Origin of the sequence: Brachybacterium sp. SW0106-09, assembly GCF_001293905.1 — a bacterium.
GTDB lineage: Bacteria > Actinomycetota > Actinomycetes > Actinomycetales > Dermabacteraceae > Brachybacterium > Brachybacterium conglomeratum.
Genome location: NZ_BCAK01000003.1, coordinates 119,217 through 138,771, shown reverse-complemented (window position 1 = coordinate 138,771; position 19,555 = coordinate 119,217). Strand labels below are relative to the sequence as shown.

The 19,555-nt window shown below is 72.0% G+C and carries 21 protein-coding genes; 9 read left to right on the top strand and 12 right to left on the bottom strand.

Going from position 1 to position 19,555, the window contains the following annotated elements:
- Window positions 1-90: 90 nt before the first annotated feature.
- The 7 genes from pstB to mshD all read right to left on the bottom strand — a co-directional run bounded on the left by pstB (window position 91) and on the right by mshD (window position 6,930).
- Complete coding sequence (gene pstB / locus Y09_RS02810) at window positions 91-876, bottom strand: phosphate ABC transporter ATP-binding protein PstB (protein WP_053916137.1); 786 nt, start codon at window positions 874-876, stop codon at window positions 91-93.
- 29 nt (window positions 877-905) lie between these two features.
- Entirely contained in the window at window positions 906-2,072 is a 1,167-nt protein-coding gene (gene pstA / locus Y09_RS02805) for a phosphate ABC transporter permease PstA (protein WP_053916136.1), read from the bottom strand.
- A gap of 10 nt (window positions 2,073-2,082) precedes the next feature.
- Window positions 2,083-3,045, bottom strand: a complete 963-nt coding sequence (gene pstC, locus Y09_RS02800; protein ID WP_053916135.1) for a phosphate ABC transporter permease subunit PstC — start codon at window positions 3,043-3,045, stop codon at window positions 2,083-2,085.
- A 120-nt stretch (window positions 3,046-3,165) separates the two neighbouring features.
- Window positions 3,166-4,302, bottom strand: a complete 1,137-nt coding sequence (pstS, locus tag Y09_RS02795) for a phosphate ABC transporter substrate-binding protein PstS (protein WP_053916134.1) — start codon at window positions 4,300-4,302, stop codon at window positions 3,166-3,168.
- Window positions 4,303-4,521: 219 nt separating this feature from the next.
- Entirely contained in the window at window positions 4,522-5,073 is a 552-nt protein-coding gene (locus tag Y09_RS02790; RefSeq protein ID WP_053916133.1) for a DUF4190 domain-containing protein, read from the bottom strand.
- A 22-nt stretch (window positions 5,074-5,095) separates the two neighbouring features.
- Window positions 5,096-6,046 carry an NUDIX hydrolase gene (locus tag Y09_RS02785; RefSeq protein WP_053916132.1) on the bottom strand — a complete coding sequence of 317 codons (951 nt, stop codon included), beginning with the start codon at window positions 6,044-6,046 and terminating at the stop codon, window positions 5,096-5,098.
- Complete coding sequence (gene mshD, locus Y09_RS02780) at window positions 6,043-6,930, bottom strand: mycothiol synthase (protein WP_053916131.1); 888 nt, start codon at window positions 6,928-6,930, stop codon at window positions 6,043-6,045. The genes Y09_RS02785 and mshD overlap by 4 nt, the downstream gene beginning before the upstream one ends.
- 148 nt (window positions 6,931-7,078) lie before the next feature.
- Here mshD and Y09_RS02775 point away from each other — a divergent pair, with 148 nt between their 5' ends.
- From Y09_RS02775 to Y09_RS02750, 6 genes are all read left to right on the top strand, one after another.
- The gene (locus Y09_RS02775; protein WP_053916130.1) at window positions 7,079-7,828 is read left to right on the top strand and encodes a hypothetical protein; all 750 of its coding nucleotides are present in this window, start codon (window positions 7,079-7,081) and stop codon (window positions 7,826-7,828) included.
- 137 nt (window positions 7,829-7,965) lie between these two features.
- Window positions 7,966-8,607 carry a heme-binding beta-barrel domain-containing protein gene (locus Y09_RS02770; RefSeq protein WP_010549555.1) on the top strand — a complete coding sequence of 214 codons (642 nt, stop codon included), beginning with the start codon at window positions 7,966-7,968 and terminating at the stop codon, window positions 8,605-8,607.
- Window positions 8,600-9,733 (top strand): folate-binding protein YgfZ, encoded by a 1,134-nt coding sequence (locus tag Y09_RS02765; protein ID WP_053916129.1) that lies wholly within the window; start codon window positions 8,600-8,602, stop codon window positions 9,731-9,733. The genes Y09_RS02770 and Y09_RS02765 overlap by 8 nt, the downstream gene beginning before the upstream one ends.
- A 91-nt stretch (window positions 9,734-9,824) precedes the next feature.
- Window positions 9,825-10,259, top strand: a complete 435-nt coding sequence (locus Y09_RS02760) for a hypothetical protein (protein ID WP_010549553.1) — start codon at window positions 9,825-9,827, stop codon at window positions 10,257-10,259.
- On the top strand, window positions 10,256-11,554 hold the full coding sequence (locus Y09_RS02755; protein WP_053916128.1) for an aromatic acid exporter family protein: 1,299 nt from the start codon (window positions 10,256-10,258) through the stop codon (window positions 11,552-11,554). The genes Y09_RS02760 and Y09_RS02755 overlap by 4 nt, the downstream gene beginning before the upstream one ends.
- Window positions 11,555-11,670: 116 nt before the next feature.
- The gene (locus Y09_RS02750; protein WP_053916127.1) at window positions 11,671-11,988 is read left to right on the top strand and encodes a DUF2516 family protein; all 318 of its coding nucleotides are present in this window, start codon (window positions 11,671-11,673) and stop codon (window positions 11,986-11,988) included.
- Window positions 11,989-12,352: 364 nt separating this feature from the next.
- On the opposite strand, the gene fbaA is transcribed toward Y09_RS02750, so the two are convergent.
- The 3 genes from fbaA to Y09_RS02735 all read right to left on the bottom strand — a co-directional run bounded on the left by fbaA (window position 12,353) and on the right by Y09_RS02735 (window position 14,844).
- Window positions 12,353-13,381, bottom strand: coding sequence for a class II fructose-bisphosphate aldolase (fbaA, locus tag Y09_RS02745; RefSeq protein ID WP_010549550.1), 1,029 nt, complete (start codon window positions 13,379-13,381; stop codon window positions 12,353-12,355).
- Between the two features lie 126 nt (window positions 13,382-13,507).
- The gene (locus Y09_RS02740) at window positions 13,508-14,158 is read right to left on the bottom strand and encodes a TrmH family RNA methyltransferase (protein ID WP_053916126.1); all 651 of its coding nucleotides are present in this window, start codon (window positions 14,156-14,158) and stop codon (window positions 13,508-13,510) included.
- Window positions 14,155-14,844 carry a DedA family protein gene (locus tag Y09_RS02735; RefSeq protein WP_053916125.1) on the bottom strand — a complete coding sequence of 230 codons (690 nt, stop codon included), beginning with the start codon at window positions 14,842-14,844 and terminating at the stop codon, window positions 14,155-14,157. Before Y09_RS02735 ends, Y09_RS02740 begins: the two co-directional genes overlap by 4 nt.
- A 167-nt stretch (window positions 14,845-15,011) precedes the next feature.
- Here Y09_RS02735 and Y09_RS02730 point away from each other — a divergent pair, with 167 nt between their 5' ends.
- On the top strand, window positions 15,012-15,941 hold the full coding sequence (locus tag Y09_RS02730; RefSeq protein ID WP_082358594.1) for a neutral zinc metallopeptidase: 930 nt from the start codon (window positions 15,012-15,014) through the stop codon (window positions 15,939-15,941).
- 42 nt (window positions 15,942-15,983) lie between these two features.
- Here Y09_RS02730 and Y09_RS02725 read toward each other — a convergent pair whose 3' ends face one another.
- Together Y09_RS02725 and Y09_RS02720 are read right to left on the bottom strand one after the other, a co-directional pair.
- Complete coding sequence (locus tag Y09_RS02725; RefSeq protein WP_053916145.1) at window positions 15,984-16,583, bottom strand: orotate phosphoribosyltransferase; 600 nt, start codon at window positions 16,581-16,583, stop codon at window positions 15,984-15,986.
- 28 nt (window positions 16,584-16,611) lie between these two features.
- On the bottom strand, window positions 16,612-17,463 hold the full coding sequence (locus Y09_RS02720; RefSeq protein ID WP_053916124.1) for an SDR family oxidoreductase: 852 nt from the start codon (window positions 17,461-17,463) through the stop codon (window positions 16,612-16,614).
- An 80-nt stretch (window positions 17,464-17,543) separates the two neighbouring features.
- Between Y09_RS02720 and Y09_RS02715 the strand changes: the two genes are divergently transcribed.
- Together Y09_RS02715 and Y09_RS17615 are read left to right on the top strand one after the other, a co-directional pair.
- Window positions 17,544-18,344, top strand: a complete 801-nt coding sequence (locus tag Y09_RS02715) for an exodeoxyribonuclease III (RefSeq protein WP_053916123.1) — start codon at window positions 17,544-17,546, stop codon at window positions 18,342-18,344.
- A gap of 118 nt (window positions 18,345-18,462) precedes the next feature.
- On the top strand, window positions 18,463-19,287 hold the full coding sequence (locus tag Y09_RS17615; protein ID WP_053916122.1) for a MerR family transcriptional regulator: 825 nt from the start codon (window positions 18,463-18,465) through the stop codon (window positions 19,285-19,287).
- Window positions 19,288-19,555 lie beyond the last annotated feature (268 nt).

The following is a 19,555-nucleotide window of genomic DNA, read 5'->3' as shown; positions in this document are numbered from 1 at the left end:
CTCCTACCGGCTCGTTCCTCGCCAGTACGTCGATCAGACTCCGTCCACCTCGCTGATCTCCTACCGGCTCGTTCCTCGCCAGTACGTCGATCAGCCGAAGCGGCCGGAGATGTAGTCCTCGGTCTGCTTGTTGCTGGGGTTGGTGAAGATCGTGTCGGTGTCGTCGATCTCGATCAGGTGCCCGGGCTTGCCGGTGCCGGCGATGTTGAAGAAGCCGGTGCGGTCGGAGACGCGGGACGCCTGCTGCATGTTGTGCGTGACGATGACGATCGTGTACTCCTCCTTCATCTCGTGGATGAGGTCCTCGATCGCGAGGGTCGAGATCGGGTCGAGCGCCGAGCAGGGCTCGTCCATGAGGACGACCTCGGGCTTGACCGCGATGGTGCGAGCGATGCACAGACGCTGCTGCTGACCGCCGGACAGGCCCATGCCGGGCTTGTCGAGACGGTCCTTGACCTCGTTCCAGAGGTTCGCGCCCTTCAGCGCGCGCTCGACCAGCTCGTCGGCCGCGGACTTCGAGATCCGGCGGTTGTTGAGCTTCACGCCCGCGAGCACGTTGTCACGGATCGACATGGTCGGGAAGGGGTTGGCCTTCTGGAACACCATGCCGACGCGGCGACGCACGTTGACCGGGTCGACCTTGGCGTCGTAGATGTCCTCGCCGTTGATCTCGACCTTGCCCTTCGCGTACGCGCCGGGGATGACCTCGTGCATGCGGTTCAGCGTGCGCAGGAAGGTCGACTTGCCGCAGCCGGAGGGGCCGATGAGGGCCGTGACCGAACGGGGCCGGATCTGCACGTCGACACCCTCGACGGCGAGGAAGTCGCCGTAGTAGATGTTCAGGTCCTCGACGTTGATGGGCTGGGGGGCTGCCATCAGATGTCCTTTCGCGTGGGTGGCCCGGCTCAGCGGCTGAGCTTCGGGGAGAAGTAGTGGCTGATCATGCGCGCGATGATGTTCAGGACCATCACGATCACGATCAGGGTGAAGGCGGCCGCCCAGGCGCGGTCGATGTTGGTGCTGACCGCACAGGCGTACACCTCCTGGTTGATCGGGTTGGTGACCGTGTCCGACATGCAGTTCGCACTGCCGTTCCGGTACTGCTGGTTGATGAAGGTGGGCAGGGTCGCCATGCGGCCGTCGAACATGTTCCAGTTCACCGAGGTGACCATGCCGACCGTGAGCAGCAGCGGCGCGGTCTCGCCGATGACGCGGGCGATGGCGAGGGTGATGCCGGTGGTCAGGCCCGCGATCGCGGTGCGCAGCACCACCTTGACGATCGTGAGCCACTTGGGCACGCCGAGCGCGTAGGCGGCCTCGCGCAGGTCCATGGGGACCAGGCGGAGCATCTCCTCGCTGTTGCGGACCACGGTGGGGATCATCAGCAGCGAGAGCGCGACGGCGCCCATGATGCCCATGCGCACGGACTGGTCCGGCATGAAGGCGATGAACACCGCCAGGCCGAACAGGCCCGCCACGATCGAGGGGATGCCGGTCATCACGTCGACGAGGAAGGTGACGCCGCGACCGAGGGTCCGCTTCCAGCCCACGTTCGCGTACTCGACCAGGAAGATCGCGGTGAACAGGCCGACGGGGATCGAGATGATCGAGGCCCACAGCGTGATCAGCAGCGTGCCGACGATCGCGTGGAAGACGCCGCCGGCGTCCGCGCCGCCGATGATGCCGGACATGTCCTCGGTCCAGAAGGCGAAGGTGGTCGGCTTCGCGGCCACGACTCGCACCAGGCCGCGGGAGATCACGGACCACAGCAGCGACACCAGCGGGAACATCGAGATCGCGAACGCGCCGATGACCAGCAGGGTCATGAGCCGGTCGGTCGCCCAGCGGGGGCCCTCGCGCAGGAGCGAGTAGCCCCAGCCGAAGAGCAGGTGCAGGACGAAGCCCAGCAGGATGGCGTTGGTGACCGAGAGGGCGCCGACGATCGCCAGCACGGCGATGGCGACCAGGAGGCCGGCGAGGCCGGTGAAGACGAGGTGGTACCAGGGCAGGCGGCGCTCGTCGCGGGGGCGGTGGACCGAGGGCTCGGTCCGCACGGTGGTGGGGGTGCTCATGGGGGACCTCTCAGCTCTTGGGGCCGCTGCGGGCGACGATCCACCGGGCGATGGCGTTGATGACGAAGGTCAGCATGAACAGCACCAGGCCGGTGAAGATGAGCAGGGACATGTCGACGCCGGAGGCCTCCGCTTGCTTCGAGGCGATGTTCGCGGCGATCGTGTTGTGGCGGCCGACCTCGAGGATGTGCAGGGAGAAGGTCGCGCCGGGCGCGAGGATCATCAGCACGGCCATGGTCTCGCCGAGCGCACGGCCGAGGCCCAGCATCGACGCGGCGACGACGCCGCCGCGGCCGAAGGGCAGCACGACGGTGCGGATGGTCTCCCAGCGGGTGGCGCCGAGCGCGAGCGCGGCCTCCTCCTGCAGGCGCGGGGTCTGGAGGAAGACCTCGCGGGAGACGGCGGTGATGATCGGCAGGACCATCACGGCCAGGACCACGGAGGCGGAGGCGAGGTTGCGCATCGGCGCCGTCGGCTCGCCGGCGAACAGCGGGATCCAGCCGAAGTAGGTGTTGAGGAAGACGTAGAGCGGCTCGAGCTTGGGGACGAGCCACACGCCTCCCCACAGGCCGTAGACGACCGAGGGGACGGCGGCGAGCAGGTCGATCATGTAGCCGAGAGCCGAGGCCAGGCGGCGCGGCGCGAAGTGCGAGATGAACAGGGCGATGCCGAGGGAGATCGGGATCGCGATCACCAGCGCGATCGCGGAGGCGAGCACGGTGCCGAACACGAGCGGCAGGGAGTACTCGATCAGCGAGAAGTCCGCGGAGCCGGAGAACTCGCGGCTCGCGATGATCGCGGGGAGGGACTCCAGGGTGAGGAAGATGGCCACCGCGGCGAGGGTGACGAAGATGAGGAGCCCGGAGCCGACGCTCAGGGCGTTGAAGAGCGCGTCGCCGAAACGGCGGCCACCGGACTTCATGGAGGCGGGCGGGGCCGATGCCGCGTCCGGTTCGATGTCAGCTGTGCTCATGGGGACCTTCCTCCGAGCTCACGGCTCGCGCGCGGGGCGCTGGCCGGGGTGATGACGGCGGGGACAGCGATGTCGCCGGGCCGGTGCGGCCCGGCGACACGCTGTCGTGAGGTGGCGGGATCAGCCGACGGTGATGCCGTCGATCGCGGCCTGGGCGTCGGTGCGCAGCTCCTCGGAGATCGGGGCGGAGCCGGCGGCCTCGGCAGCGTTGGCCTGGCCCTCCTCGGAGACCATGTAGGAGGCGTAGGCCTTGACGGCCTCGCCCTGCGCGGAGTCGGCGTAGGAGCCGCACAGCGCGAGGTAGGAGACGAGCACGATCGGGTAGACGCCGGCCTCCTCGGTGGTGCGGTCGAGCTCCACGACGATGTCGTTCTCCTCGCGGCCCTCCTCGCGCGGGGAGACGTCGACGGCCTTGGCGGCGGCGCCGGCGCTGTACTCGACGAACTCGTCGCCGACCTGGATCGCGGCGGTGCCGAGGCCGGAGGCCTGGGAGGCGTCGATGTAGCCGATGGTGCCGTCGCCGCCCTCGACAGTGGACTTCACGCCGGAGGTGCCGTCGCCGGACTGGCCGCCGTCGATCGGCCAGGTCTCGATCGGACCGTGGGTCCAGGCGTCGGGTGCGTTCTCGGAGAGGTATTCGGTGAAGTTCTCGGTGGTGCCCGAGTCGTCGGAGCGGTGGACGGGAACGATGTCCTTGTCGGGCAGCTCGGCGTCGGGGTTCGACTCGGCGATCGCCGGGTCGTTCCACTTGGTGATGTCGCCCGCGAAGATCCCGGCGATGACCTCGGGGGTCAGGTTCAGGGAGTCGACGCCCTCGAGGTTGAAGACCACGGCGATCGGGGAGATGTAGACCGGCAGGTTGAAGGCCTGCGAGTCGTTGCACACCTCGACGGACTTGGTGAGCTCCTCCTCGTCCAGGGCGGCGTCGGTGCCGGCGAACTGCACCTGGCCGGAGAGGAACTGCTCACGGCCGGTGCCGGAGCCGGTGGGGTCGTAGGTGACCGTGAGGTCACCGCCCTCGGCCTGGGTGAGGCCCATGAAGGACTCGGTCCACGCGGTCTGGGCGGTCTGCATCGCGGACGAGCCCGAGCCGGCGAGGTTGCCGGAGAGCTCCGCGTAGCCGCCTGCCGCGCCGCCGCCGTCGGAGGCGCCGTCCGTGCCGCCGTTCTCCGAGCCGCCGCCGCACGCGGACAGCGCCAGGCCGCCGACGAGTCCGAGCGCTGCGAGCGAGACGAGCTTGTTCTTGCGAACGTTCACTGCGAGTCCTTTCGGGGCCTTCGGCCCGGGTTCACACCTGCTGACGTCTGTCAGCGGCGAACCTAGGGAGGGGAGATGACGCGGGGCCCGTCGTTGTGTGAACAGCGGGTGAACAGCCTTCCCGCCCCCATGAACTCGCAGGTCCTGGCCGGATTACGAACGGATCACACTCCCGTTTCGTCCGACTTCCAGTGGGCTGGGACACGTTCGGCATACCCCTCAGTAGCCGGAGCTGGCGGCCACCCCTGCGATCACGAACATGACCACGAAGTAGGCGATGATGAGCAGCAGCGCGACCGTGCCGATGATCGAGAGGATCAGTCCGGTGATCGTGAGCCCGCGGCCTCCCTTCGGCGGGGACGCGGTCGGGGCCGTCTCCCGCATGCCCAGGATCGACAGCACCAGGCCGACGGGCGAGACGAGCGTTCCGCACAGGGTGAGCCCGAGCAGGCCGACCACGAAGCCGGCGATCCCGAGCCCGGAGCTCGGCGGCGCCGCGACGGCGTAGCCCGGGGCGGCGTAGTAGCCCTGGGGCACGCCCGAGGGCAGGGAGGCGTAGGGATCCTGCACCCCGGCGCCGAGCTGCGGGGCCCCGTGCGGATCGGCCGCGCCGTACGGATCCGCCGTGCCGTGACGATCTGCCGTGCCGTACGGGTCCGCCGCCTCGTGCTGCTCCGCACTGCCGTACGGGTCCGCCGACGCCGAGGACCCGTACGGGTCGTACCGCTCCGACGAGGCCCCGTACGGATCCTGCCCCCACTGCGTGCTCATCCGTGCTCTCTCCGGTCCGTCGTCAGCCGATGTTCGGCAGGTGTCGTTCGATCGCCACCACGACGCCCTCGGGCGTGACGTGCAGCAGCAGGGCCTCGCCGGCGGCGAGATAGGGGTCCTCGCGCGGCAGCTCGAGGGCCGCGCCGGGCCGGGAGACCCGGCGCACCGCCTCGATGACCGTGGGGAGCACCGGGCGGTGCGTGCACACGACCGTCGGCCGCGCCTCGCTGAGCACCCGGTCGATGACCGCCTCGGTGCGGGAGGGGTGCTCCGCGTGGCCGGCCTCGGTGAGCTCGCCCTTGGTCCGCACCGTGAGGCCCTCGTTCTTCGCCAGCGGCTCGACGGTGCTCAGGCACCGCACCCACGGGCTGCTCACCACGCTCCCCGGGTCGAAGGCGTCCAGCAGCGGCGGGAGGGCCTTGGCCTGCTTCTTCCCCTTCGAGTTCAAGGGGCGGGCCCCCTCCCCGCGGCGCCACTTCGCCCGGGAGACCGCCGCGCCGTGGCGCTGGATCACGACGGGCGCCGTGCGCAGCTCCCCCGACTCCGCGAAGCGTCGCAGCGATTGCAGGAGGACCTGGTCGCCCTGGCGCGCGACCATCCCCTCGGCCTCCGCCAGCGGGACCCAGCGGACCTTGTCGATCTCGGCGGCGTTCTCCGGACCGGGCGCGACCTTCGCCCGGACGGTGCCGAGCCAGTACTGGACGATCTTGGTGCGCCCGTCCGGCAGCAGGTACACGGAGGCGGGCAGCGGCCGGTGCAGGCGCACCCGGTACCCGGTCTCCTCGGCGACCTCCCGCACCGCGGCCGCGGGGAAGGTCTCGCCCTTGTCGAGCTTGCCCTTGGGGACCGACCAGTCGTCGTAGCGGGGCCGGTGCACGAGCAGCACCTGCAACTTCCCACCCTTCTCGCGCCAGGCGAGGGCGCCGGCGGCGAGGACGGGAGGCGGTTTGCCCGGGCCGACGCTCACGCTCATGCCGAGGCCGCTGCCGGACGGCGCATCTGCACGTCGCGGCCCGAGACCTCGAAGCCCCAGCGCTCGTACAGGCGCAGCGCGGCGGTGTTGTCCGCCTCGACGTACAGCTCGACACCGGGGACCCCGCCCTCGGCCAGGCGGCGCAGCGCGGTCGCCAGCAGCACCGCCGCGATGCGGTGCCCCTGCACCGACGGGTCGGTCGCCACGACGTAGATCTCGGCGTCGGCGTCCGTCGCGCCGGGCCGCTCGCGCTTGACCCAGACGAATCCGATCAGCGCCCCGTCGCGGCGGGCGACGACCATGTCCTCGGCGTCGAACCAGGGTTGGGCGAGGCGCTGTTCCAGGTCCGCGCGGGTGAGCGCCCCCTGCTCGGGATGGGAGGCGAAGGCGCGGGAGTTGACCCCGACCCAGGCGTCCGCGTCGCGCACCGGGTCGAAGACGCCCAGGGTCAGCCCGGACAGGGAGGACTCGGGCACGGGCTCGAGCGCGGCATCGGCCCCGAGCGCGCGGTGCAGGGTGAGCAGGCGGCGCGTCTCGACGAGCCCGGCCGCGGAGAGGAAGGCGAGGGAGCCCTCGAGCGCGCCGTGCGCCCAGACCCCGGCGTCGGGCCGTTCGGAGAGCGCGGCCTCGAGCAGGGCGGTGCCGTGGCCGCGGCGGCGCACCTCCGGGCGCACCATCCCCTGGACGGTGCCGTCGGCGAGCACGCCGGCGTAGGCGACCGCGCGGTCCCCCTCGAGGCGGAGCAGGTGCCGGGCGCCGTCGCCGTCGAGCGCGAGGCTCGCCGCCTCGTCGAGCGGGGAGACGCCGTCGTGCGCGGTCACCGCGCCGAGCAGATCGAGGATCTGGTCACGGTGCTCCTGTGACAGCTCGGCCGTGGAGATCATGGGGTCCTTCCGGGACGGCGGACGGCGGTGGTGAGCGGCACGAGTATGCCTCCACCTGCGGGCACTCGTAGACTGCCACTGTAGCGCCGCGGACCTCGAGCCGTCGGCGCCCCATCGAGCGACCGGCAGAGACAGCGAGGGAGGCCCCGTGACCGCTCCCGAGCGCGCACCCCTCGGCGCCGCCCTCGCGCTGCTCCTGGCGCTCGTCTCGCTCACCGGCCCCCTCTCCCCCGTGCTGATGGCGACCTCCGTCGCCCTGTTCGGGCTGCTGATCGGGATCTCCTGGCCCGGGCTGCTCGAGCTGCCCTCCGCGATCGGGACCCGCGTGGTCGTCGCCGGCACCGGGATCGGCGGCGCGCTGGTCGCGGTCCTCGTCCCCGAGCGCCTCACCCCCGTCTCCGCGATCGTGATGCTGTGCGCGGTGGGGGTCTTCGCCGCGTTCGTCCACCAGATGCTCCGCCGCGACCGCCGCGACCTCACCTCCTCGCTGACCGGCACCGTCGCCGGGGTGTTCCTGGCCGGCCTCGCGGCGACCTGGGTGATCGCCCAGGTCGACGCCCAGGCCTCCGGGAGCACGGCCATGGTCACCGCCGTCGCGACAGGGCTCGCCGCGACGCTGCTGCTGGACTGGACGCCGCTGCCCGCGCTGCCCCGCTTCGTGCTCTCGGTGGCGGTGGGGGCGGGTCTGACGTGCCTGCTCGCGGTGTCGCTGGCCTCGCTCGCGCTGCCGGTCGCGGTGATGCTGGGCGTGGCGACGGCGATCGGGGCGAGCAGCGCGCATCTGCTGGTGGGCTCCTCGCTCGTCGCGCACGAGCCGGTCCCCTCGCTGGCGGTGGCGGCGGTGCCGGTGGCGACCGTGGGCGTCCTCGCGCATCTCGCGATCACACTGTTCGGCTGACGGCGGTAGACTCGTCGCCATGTCTGCGCTGTCGCTGTTCTTCCTCGCCCTCGTCGTCCTGGTGGGCATCCTCGTCCTCGGCTTCTCCGTGCTGGTGATCAGCCGCCTGTTCAACCACTGAGCGCCCTGCGGCACCGATGCCCATCACGCTCGACCCCTCCCTCCCCCGCTCCCTGTACCCGCTCGCCTGGCTGATCGGCGAGTGGGAGGGCAGCGGCGCCCTCGCCGCCCCGTCCCCGGACACCCCTGACGTGCGCGTCGAGCAGCGCCTCGTGTGCACCGCCCAGGAGGACGGCACCCTCGCCTGGCGCTCGACGATCCACCGGGTCGACGCCCCCGCTCCCCTGCCGCCCACGAGCGCCTTCGCCCGCGCGGAGGACGGGGACGACGACGCCTCCGCCGCGCCGTCGACCGGCGAGCGGAGCCTGCTGCACCGCGAGGACGGCGTGTGGACCGTCGGCGATCTCCTGCCCGGGCAGGACCGCGCCGCCGCCGAGGCGGCACGCCCCGGCAGCCCCGAGGGGCAGCTCTCCCATCATCTGGAAGCGCGCTTCGAGCGCCGCGGCGAGGCCGCGGAGACCTGGCGCGGCGAGGTCCGCGGGCCGCGCCTGCAGCTCGCCCTCCCGGGCGCCGACGGCGAGGTCGCCGCGACGCGCATGGTCGGCTACATCTCCGGACGCCTCATGTGGCTCTGGGAGCAGCGCGGCCCCGCCCCCGAGGGTGCGCCCGGCGAGACGGCGCTCCTCCCCCACCTCTCCCTGGAGCTGCATCGTGTCTGATCCCGTGTCCGGTCCCGTGCGCGAGATCCGCCCCCTGTCCCTGCACGGCGCGGTCCTCGGCGAGGGCCCGGACACGTCCGTGCCCGCCCACTACGGCGCCCCGCTGCGCGAGCAGCGCCGCCTGCTGGAGCGCGAGGCCGCCGTCGACCTCGGCCAGCTCGAGCTGCTCGAGGTCAGCGGCCCCGACGCCCGCAGCTGGATGACCACGGTCTCCACCCAGGTCCTCACCGGCACGCCCGTCGGCGCCTCGTCCTCCCTCGCGGTGCTCTCCCCGCAGGGCCGCGTCGAGCATCTCGCCGCGGCCGTCGTGATCGGAGAGGAGTCGCTGCTGCTGGTCCTCGACGCCGGGGCGCGCGCGGGACTGCGCCGCTACCTGGAGATGATGCGCTTCGCCGCCCGGGTCGAGATCCTCGATCGCGACGACCTGCGGGTCCTGGGCGCTCTCGCCCCGGCGGCCGAGGTGCTCGCGGACCTCGACCTGCCCGAGCCCGTCGCCGTGTGGTCCGAGCCCTGGCCCGAGGTCGCCCCCGGCGGCGTCGCCTACGGCCCTGCGCCCGAGGACCCGGCCGGCCAGGTCCTCTCGGTCTTCCCCGCCGCGGCGCTCGAGGCGCTGCCCTGGCAGGAGCGGCAGCTGGCCGGGATGAGCTCCTGGGAGGCGGTGCGGATCGCGGACCATCGCGCCCGCCAGGCGCGCGAGGTCGACGAGCGCACCATCCCGCACGAGCTCGACCTGCTGCGCACCAGCGTGCACACCGCCAAGGGCTGCTATCGCGGCCAGGAGACCGTCGCGAAGGTGCTGAACCTGGGCCAGCCGCCGCGGCGCCTGGTGATGCTCCATCTCGACGGCTCCCAGGACGTCCCCGTCGCCGCCGGCGGCGAGGTGCGCCTGGGCGGGGCCGACGGGAAGGTCGTCGGCGCCGTCACCTCCGCGGCCCTCCATGCGGACCTCGGCCCGATCGCCCTCGCCGTCGTGCGCCGGGCGGTGCCGCTGGATGCCGCGCTGTCCGTGCAGGTGCTCCTCGGCGAGGCCGACGGCGAGACCGGCGCGCTCTGGATCGACGCCTCCCAGGAGCCGGTCGTGGTGCCCCGCGACCACGGCGAGCGTCCCGCGACCGCGAAGCTCTGAGCCCCGCCTCCACGCCCTTCGCACATCCCCTGCACCGCACCTCCTGCCCGGCTCCGCTGTGCTCGGCGCCGCGGCCTGGAAGAATGGCGTCATGAACAGCCAGGCCGAGCAGCAGGAGTGGTCCCGCCACCGACGCGAGGTGGTCGAGGCCAAGGAGCAGGCCCTCCGCGCCGCCCGTGAGGACGAGCACGCACGGGCCACCGCGCTGATCCGGGAGGCGGTGGCCGGCTATCTCGCCGACGGCATCGCCCCGGTGCCGCTGCGAGCGCGGCCCTATCGCGGCAGCGGCACCGTGCGCACCGGCCTGAGCGGCTGGTACCTCAAGCGCGACCGCTCCCTCGCGGTGGACGCGGAGGGTCGCTACTACGTGCTGCGGGTCGAGGGGGGCCTCCTCGCCCGGCTGCGCGGCGAGGCGCCCGAGCCCTCCCCCGCACCGCTCGTCGTCGGCCGCGGTGCCCGCGACGGAGACACCTTCGAGCTCGAGGAGCTGCTGCGCCGTCGGCGCCAGGATCCGGTGCCCGCATGAGGCGCTTCTCGCTCACGCCCACCGGGCCGCTGCCCGTCATCGAGCGCGTCCGCGGCGCCCTGTCCGGCCGGCTGCGCGGCGGCGTCTCCCGCGGCCGCGCCGACGCGCTCACGGTCGCCCGCGCGGCGCTCGCCGCCTCGCTCGCCTATCTGATCAGCCAGTTCGTGTGGGGGCACGAGTTCCCGTTCTTCTCCTCGATCGCCGCCTTCATCATCATCGGCTTCGGTATCGAGAAGAAGATGCGCAAGGTGGTCGAGCTGGGCTGCGGCGTGATGCTCGGCGTGCTCCTGGGGGAGCTGGCCCGCCAGGTGATCGGCTCCGGCGCGTGGCAGATCCTGGTGGTCGTGTTCGGCGCGGGGATGCTCGCGCGCTTCCTCGAGTCCAGCAATCTCTTCGGCTTCCAGGTCACCATCCAGTCGCTGCTGGTGATGATCATGCCGGCCACCCCCACCATGACCCCGGGAGGGCGGGTGCTGGACGCGCTCACCGGCGTGAGCGTGGCGCTCGTCATCCACCTGCTGCTCTCCGGCAACCCGCGCCGACTCCAGTCCCGTGCCGCGGACTCCTTCTACCGTGAGCTCGAGGACGCGCTGGTCAGCCTTGCCGTCTCCGCCCGCACCGGGGACCGCGGGGTGGCGCGGGCGACGCTGCGGAATCTGCGCGACGTCTCCCAGAAGTACACCGACGAGTGGAGCCTGGCCAATGACGTCGCCAACGAGATGGCGACCTTCTCCCCCACCGGGCTGCGCCATGCCGAGGACGTCGAGCGCATCCAGCACCTGCTGGTCGGCTCCGACCGGGCGATGCGGAACCTGCGCGTGATCGCGCGCCGCCAGGCGGAGTTCCTGGAGGCCGTGCGCGGGGACGCCCATTCGACCCTCGCCGACGCGCTGCTCGCCGCCCGCGACGCCGTGCAGGAGCTGCGGGTCGCCGTCACCCATGAGGAGGTCGACTTCACCACGGCGCGTCGCCGGCTGCGGCTGTTCGGCTCCTATCTCACCCCCGAGATGCTGCTGCGCAACGACGAGGGGCTGCGGCCGGGGCGAGCCGGCCACTTCGAGGGCGTGACCCTCACGATCCAGCTGCGCTCGCTCGCGATCGACCTGCTGCAGGCCACGGGGCTCACCGCCGCAGAGGCGAAGAAGTTCCTGCCGAGCCTGGTCATCGCCGCCGACGGCGACGCGATCGGCCCGCGCCCGATGACGATGGAGATGAAGGCGGTGGAGCCGCCCGCCACGACCGAGGCGCTCGAGCTGCTGATCACGGACCGCTCGGACCCCGACCGCCGCCGCTGAGCGGGTGGCGCGGCCCAGGGCGCGGTCGCCGCGGCCCCCGGGCACGAGCAGCGCGGTCCAGGGGGCGAGGGGCGCGTCTGCGGAGAGCGTCCAGGGCGCGCCCCTATCCTGGAGCGATGATCGCCCTCATCCAGATGTGGATCTTCCTGATCCTCGCCGTGGCCCTGCTCGCCCTCGAGATCTGGGCGTTCGTCAACGCGCTGCGCTTCCGCCCCGACGCCTACACGGCCGCGGGCAAGCGCTCGAAGGTGTTCTGGTGCGTGCTGACCGGCGTCGCGATGCTGCTGGGCTTCCTCTCCCTGCCGTACCCGATCGGCCGCGGCAGCAACATGCTGTTCATGCTGGCCGGCGTGATCATCGCCGGGATCTTCCTGGCCGACGTGCTGCCCGCGCTGAAGCGGGTCATGGGCCGCGCGCAGGGCAACCGCTGGTGAGCTGACGGCCGCCGACCACCCCCCGGGGCCACCCCGCCGGCCGCCCCGACCGCCGCCTCGACGGCCGTCCCTCGGCCGCCACTCGTGCACCCGTCGGGCGCCCTGCGGGCCGCCACCTTTTGTGAGTCCCAGGACCCATGCGTGACAGCGCATGGGTCCTGGGACTCACAAGACCTCGCCGCCCCGCCGCGCGCGGGGCAGGAGCAACGCGGGCGGGGCAGGAGCGCCGCGGGAGGCGCAGGAGCGGCGCGGCGGGCCGAGGCGACCGGGTCGTCTCCGGACAGGGAAGAACCCCGGAGCCATGGGGCTCCGGGGTCCTTCTCGTGCAGGCGCCGGGTCGGCGCTCAGCGCATCAGGTCGTCACTCAGGCCTGGTGGGTGCCGGCCGAGCGGAGGTTCTCGCAGGCCTCGACGATGCGGGCGGCCATGCCGGCCTCGGCCTTCTTGCCCCAGGCGCGGGGGTCGTAGGCCTTCTTGTTGCCGACCTCGCCGTCGACCTTCAGCACGCCCGAGTAGTTCTCGAACATGTGCGAGACGACGGGGCGGGTGAAGGCGTACTGGGTGTCGGTGTCGATGTTCATCTTGATGACGCCGTTGTCGACGGCCTCCTGGATCTCCTCCAGGGTGGAGCCGGAGCCGCCGTGCATCACCAGGTCGAAGGGCATGTCCTGGCCGTACTCGGCGCCGACGGCCTTCTGGATGTCCAGCAGGACGGAGGGGCGCAGCTTCACGTTGCCCGGCTTGTACACGCCGTGCACGTTGCCGAAGGTCAGTGCGGTGAGGTAGCGGCCGCGCTCGCCCAGGCCGAGCTTCTTGGCGGTCTTCAGGCCGTCCTCGGGGGTGGAGAAGAGCTTGTCGTTGGAGACGTTCGCCTCCACGCCGTCCTCCTCGCCGCCGACGACGCCGACCTCGATCTCGAGGATCTTCTTGGCGGCGACGGACTTCTCGAGCAGCTTCTCGGCGATCTCGAGGTTCTCGTCGACCGGCACGGCGGAGCCGTCCCACATGTGCGACTGGAACAGCGGGTCCAGGCCCTTGCTCACGCGGTTCTCGAGGTCCCACTCGATGAGGGGCTCGACCCAGGTGGGGAGGACCTCCTTGGCGCAGTGGTCGGTGTGCAGCGCGACGTTGATCGGGTAGTTCTTCGCGACGGCGTGGACGTACTCGGCCAGAGCGATGGAGCCCGCGACGCGGTCCTTGATGGTGGAGCCGGAGAGGTACTCGGCGCCGCCGAAGGACACCTGGATGATGCCGTCGGAGTTCGCCTCGGCGAAGCCCTGGAGGGCGGCGGTGGCGGTCTGCGAGCTGGAGACGTTCACGGCCGGGTAGGCGAACTTGCCCGCCTTGGCGCGATCGATCATCTCTGCGTACTGATCCGGGGAAACGACTGCCATGGGGGCACTCTCCTTCGTCGGTGGGGTCGATGACGACCGGCGGTGCTCCGCGCGGGGTCGTCCGATCGTGCCCATTGTTCCACAGCGCACCCGGCATCCTCCGGCCGGGGGTCCCGCGTGGACGGCTCAGCGCAGCGGGCCCTCGGGGATCTCGGCGTGCAGGAGGACCCAGGCGTGCATCGCGATCGCGGCGGCCGCGGCGACGTTCAGCGAACGGGTCGAGCCGAACTGGGTGATGCCGACGACGAGATCCGCCGCCTCCAGCATCTCGCGGCTCACCCCGGGCCCCTCCTGCCCCACCACGAGCACGGCGTTCCGGGGCAGGGCGGTGCGCTCGAGCGGGACCGCCCCGGGCACCAGATCTATCGCGACCAGTGGCCTGCCCTCCTCCCGCGCCCAGGCGATCAGGTGAGCGGCGTCGGGGTGGTGGATCTCGTGCTGGTAGCGGTCGGTGACCATGGCGCCCCGCCGGTTCCAGCGGCGCCTGCCGACGATGTGGAAGGCGCCGACGGCGAAGGCGTTCGCGGTGCGCACCACGGAGCCGATGTTCGCGTCGTGCTCGAGGTTCTCGATCGCGACGTGGAGGTCGTGGCGGCGGGTGTCGAGCTCGGCGATGATCGCCTCGCGCCGCCAGTAGCGGAAGCGGTCCTCGACGTTGCGGCGGTCGCCGCCGGCGAGCAGCTCGGGGTCCAGGCGGGGGTCCTCGGGCCAGGGCTCGGGATGGGGGCCGACGCCGACCTCGCGGCCGGGGTCCGCTGCGCGGGGAGCCTCGCTCATCGCTCCTCGGCGCGCTCCTGGTCCTTCTCCTCCTCGAGCGCCTCGAGCTCCTCGGCGTCGGGGTCGGGCAGGTCGAGCCTGCGGCGCTTGCGCTCGCGCAGCACGAGCCTGACCGCGAACCACAGCACGATCAGCACGATCACGGCGTAGGCGACGTTGGAGAAGATGTCGGTGTAGGGCTCGATGACGGTCCAGTTCGAGCCCATGAAGTAGCCGATGGTGATGAACAGGGTGTTCCAGATGCCGCTGCCGATCGCGGTGAGCAGGGTGAACATCCCGATCGGCATCGCGTAGAGGCCGGCCGGGATCGAGATCAGCGAGCGGATGCCGGGCACGAAGCGACCGAAGAAGATCGCCTTGTAGCCGTGCTCGTCCATGAACGCGACGGTCTTGTCGTAGTCCTCCACGTGCACCAGCGGCAGGCGGATGAAGATGACCCGCAGCCGCTCGGGGCCCAGCAGGCGCCCGATCCCGTAGAGCAGCCACGCCCCGACGACGGATCCCGCGATCGAGGCCGGCAGCATCAGCCAGAAGGACTGGTTCGGCCCGGCAGAGGTCACGCCCGCCAGCGGCAGGATCACCTCGGAGGGGATCGGCGGGAAGATGTTCTCGAGGAAGATCAGCAGGAACACGCCGACCGGCCCGAGGGCGTCCATGGTCGAGACGGCCCAGTCGACAATGTTCATGCAGGTGGCTCCCGGAGGTCGTGGTGGAGGAGTCGGACCTCGTCGGCCCGCCCCCGAGTCTAGGTGCCCGCCCCGGGCGCGCGCCCCGGCCCGCCCGCCTCCTGCCCAGGACCTCCACGAACGCTGTTCCGGCCGTTCACAGCGGACTCCCGGTCTACTCTGTGCGCATGACCTTCAACCCGAACGCGGAGATCCGCTCCGACAACGTCTCCGCCGCAGGTCGTGGCGGGGGCGGCTTCTCCCCGCGAGGCGGCGGGCGGGGCGGAGGCGGGCTCAAGCTCGGCGGCGGCGCCGGCTGCCTGCTGCTCGTGGTGGTCCTGATCTACACGCTGATCGGCGGCAACCCGCTGGACCTGCTCGGCGGCGGCAGCAGCACGCAGCAGGGGCCGGCGGCCGAGGGCGGCTCGCTGGACCACTGCCTCACCGGTGCCGACGCCAACGAGCGCGACGACTGCCTGGTCCAGGCGACCGTGGAGTCCGCGGACTCCACGTGGGGGCAGCTCGCCCCCGCCGAGGGCATCGACTTCGTCGAGGCACAGGGCCGCATCTTCGAGGGCCAGGTGCAGACCGGCTGCGGTGCGGCGACCGCCGACGTCGGCCCCTTCTACTGCCCGGCCGACATGACCCTCTACGTCGACGTGTCCTTCTTCGACTCGCTGGCCACCCAGTACGGGGCCGACGGCGGGCAGCTCGCGAAGATGTACGTGGTCGCCCACGAGTACGGCCACCACATCCAGTACCTGACCGGGGTGATGGAGACCGCGGACCGCTCGCAGACCGGTCCGCAGTCCGACGGGGTGCGGCTCGAGCTGCAGGCCGACTGCTACGCCGGGGTGTGGGCGCACCACGCCGCGAAATCGGTGGACGACGAGGGCAATGCGATGCTGCAGCCGCTGACCGCGGAGGACATCGAGTCCGCGCTCTCGGCCGCCAGCGCCGTGGGCGACGACCACATCCAGGGCGACGTCGCCGGCGGGCAGGTGCGGCCCGAGACCTGGACCCACGGCTCCTCGGAGCAGCGTCGGGCCTGGTTCACCACCGGCTACGAGCAGGGCACGATCGCCTCCTGCGACACCTTCGCCGCCGACCAGGTCTGATCCGGGCGGGCCGGGTCCGGTCGAGCTCCGGGAGCTCCGGCCTCAGATCTCCAGCTCGGAGATGTCGTAGGCGGAGAGGTAGCGGTGTCCGGCCTGCTCGACCGCGTCGCGGGAGGCGTCGGCGCGGTGCACGATCACGGCGACCGCGGCGATGTCCGCGCCGGCCTCGGCGAGCGCCTCGCACGCCGTGAGCACGCTGCCACCGGTGGTGGAGGTGTCCTCGACCGCGACGACGCGACGGCCCGTGACGTCCGGGCCCTCGATGCGGCGCTGCAGGCCGTGGGCCTTGTTCGCCTTGCGGACCACGAAGGCGTCCAGCGCATCGAGCGCCGGATCGGCGGCGGAGGCGTGCAGGATCGAGGTCGCCACGGGGTCCGCGCCCAGGGTCAGGCCGCCGACGGCCTCGACGCCGGGCACGAGGCCCTCGCGCCGCAGCAGGTCGAGCATGACGCGGCCGACGAGCGGCGCGGCCTCGTGGTGCAGGGTGATGCGGCGCAGGTCCACGTAGTGGTCCGCCTCCGCTCCCGAGGAGAGGGTGACGCGGCCGCGCACCACGGCGAGGTCGCGGATGAGGACGCGCAGACGCTCGCGGGCCTCGTCGATCGGGAGCTGGTGGACGGGATCCGTGCTGGTGGAGGACATGCGGCCAGGGTAGTGGATGCCCAACCCGTCAGAGAGCGTCGTCCTCGCGCTGCCAGGGGGCGCGCAGGTTGCGGCGCGAGGCCCGACGGCGGGAGCGCTCCACGGACCGCGCCTGCAGGCGGCGGTACCAGTTCGGGGAGGTCATGGCGCGCACCAGCGGTCGCGGCGCGATACGGGACATCTCCCCCGCGGTGCGGTACTTCACCGACGGGATCGACAGGACCGAGCCCTTGGCCGCATCCTTCAGCGCCTGCTCGACGACGTACGGGGCCTTCAGCCAGGTGATGCGCGGCAGCCCGTCCATCGACATCGCGGCCCGCTCGTGGAACTCGGTCTGGACGAAGCCGGGCAGCAGGGCGGTGGCGGTGACGCCGGTGCCCTTGAGCTCCATGGCGAGGGACTCGGTGAACACGGTGACCCAGCTCTTGGAGGCCGCGTAGGGGCCGGCGGTGGTGTATCCGGCGAGGGAGCTCACGTTGAGGATCGCTCCGCGTCGGCGCTGGACCATGGTCCGGGCCGCGGCGTGGGAAAGCACGAGCACGGCCCGCATCAGGGTGTCGAGCTGCTTCTCGTGGTCCTCGATCCCCACCTCGAGGAAGCCGCCGCGCAGCCCGTAGCCGGCGTTGTTCACGAGCAGGTCGACGGGGTCGACGGGGTCGGTCAGGCGGACCTCGACCCGCTCGAGCTCACGGCGGTCGGAGAGGTCGACCGACATCACCTCGACCGTGACGTCGTGGACGTCCCGGATCTGCTCGGCGACGGCGCGCAGCCGGTCCTCGTCACGCGAGACGAGGACCAGGTCGTGCCCGGTGCCGGCCAGCTGCCAGCCGAACTCGAGTCCCAGCCCTGAAGTGGATCCCGTGACGAGTGCGCGCGCCATGGACAGAGTCTACGCAGGTCCGGAGCCTGCCATGGACCATTCGAGGCGGACGCGCGCCCGTGCCCCGTAGGATCGGCGGCATGCGCATCGCGACCTGGAACATCAACTCGCTGCGGGCCCGGATGGACCGCGTGCTCGCCTTCCTCGAACGGCACGAGGTGGACGTCCTCGCCCTGCAGGAGATCAAGGCCAAGCCCGCCCAGCTCGACCTCACCGCGCTCGAGGCGGCCGGCTACGAGGTCGCGGCGCACGGGCTGAACCAGTGGAACGGCGTCGCGCTGATCTCGCGCGTGGGCCTGTCCGACGTGCGCACGGAGCTCCCGGCCGTGCCCACCTGGCCCGAGGACGAGACCGGGGTGGTCGAGGCCCGGGCGCTCGGCGGGATCGTCGGGGACGGGCTGCGGATCTGGTCGCTGTACGTGCCCAACGGCCGCGAGCTGGACCACCCGCACTACCCCTACAAGCTGCGCTGGCTCGAGGCGCTGCGCGCCGAGGGCGCGCGCGAGCTCGCCGCGGACGCGGCGGCGAAGGTCGCGCTCGTCGGCGACTTCAACGTGGCCCCGCAGGACGACGACGTGTGGGACATGGACTTCTTCGAGGGCAGGACCCACGTCACCGAGCCGGAGCGGGCGGCCTTCCGCGCGGTCGTGGACGAGGGCTTCGCCGACGTGGTGCGGCCCGAGCATCCCGGGCCCGGGGTGTACACCTACTGGGACTACCAGGCGCTGCGCTTCCCGAAGAAGGAGGGCATGCGCATCGACTTCGTGCTCGGCTCCCCCGCCGTGCAGAGGGCGGTCACCGGGTCGTTCATCGACCGCGAGGAGCGCAAGGGCAAGGGCGCCTCGGACCACGCGCCGGTCGTGGTGGACCTGGGGCTCTGAACCGCGGGCCCGAGGGGCGCGAGAGCAGGCACCGTGACACGCTCCGCGGCGTGCTTGACCCTCCTGCAGGAGGAGGCCTCACCGTGAGAGGACCGACCACCTCGAGAGGAGCCCGCCCGTGCTGAACATCGGCGAGTTCGCCCGCACCACCGGACTGACCGTGAAGGCTCTGCGTCACTACGACGAGAAGGATCTGCTGACGCCGGCGCAGACCGATCCGGACACCGGCTACCGCCGGTACACCATCGCACAGATCCGCCCTGCCGCCACCCTCGGCGTCCTGCGCACGATGGGCCTGTCCATCACCCAGGCGAAGAGGGCCCTCGACGCGGCCGACGACCGCGATGCGCTCCTGGAGGAGCATCGGCGGGCGGTTCTCGCAGAGCGGGAGCGGCAGGACCGGCTCTGGGTGGAGGGCCGGGCTGTGCTGGCAGGCTATGCGACCCCGACCGCGCTCCAGGAGCGCCGGGCCTCGTCGCTGCCCTGGGCGGGGATCACCTCGCCGCTGCCGTCCGAGGAGTCGGAGGACGGCGACCGGGATGTCGCCGACGAGGTCGTCGACCGACTGCTGGACCAGCTGCTGTCCGCGCTGGCGGCGAGGGAGGCGGAGGCCACCGGCCCCTGCTGGCTCGCCTTCCGCTGCGCGCCCGGGTCCACGCAGCCGGAGCTGGTGCTCGCGGTCGGTCTGGCGCAGCCGCTCTCCGGGACCGCACCCGCCGGGAGCGTCCCGGGGATCGAGGTGACCGGGATCCTGCCCGAGCGCACGGAGCGCTTCGTCCGGGTCGATCCGGCCTCTGCGATGAGCCCGGAGCTGTCGGCCCCGCATCCGGGGATGGTCGCGCTGATCGCCGCTGCGGGCGTCGACGGGATCGATCACCTCCGCCAGTCGTTCTCGACCGGGGAGGACGGCGGCTGCCTCGAACTGATCGTGGACGTGCTGTGATCGCTTCGGCGTGCCAGACGCTCCGGACATGGTGGAGCGGCGGTGCGATCGAGTCGCACCGCCGCTCCTGACGGGCCGTCTGCATCGGGATCAGGCGTACACGTGAAGCAGCTGCGGTGACGCTGTCGACGTCTCACAGCCGGTCCGTTGCGGGGACCAGTCGTACGTGGGTTCCGATGCCGGTATCCGTCGTGGTGCATCTCACACTACGCGCCCGGAGGAGAGGACGCAAGGACCCTCGTCCCGGCGACCTCTCCTCCACAGACCC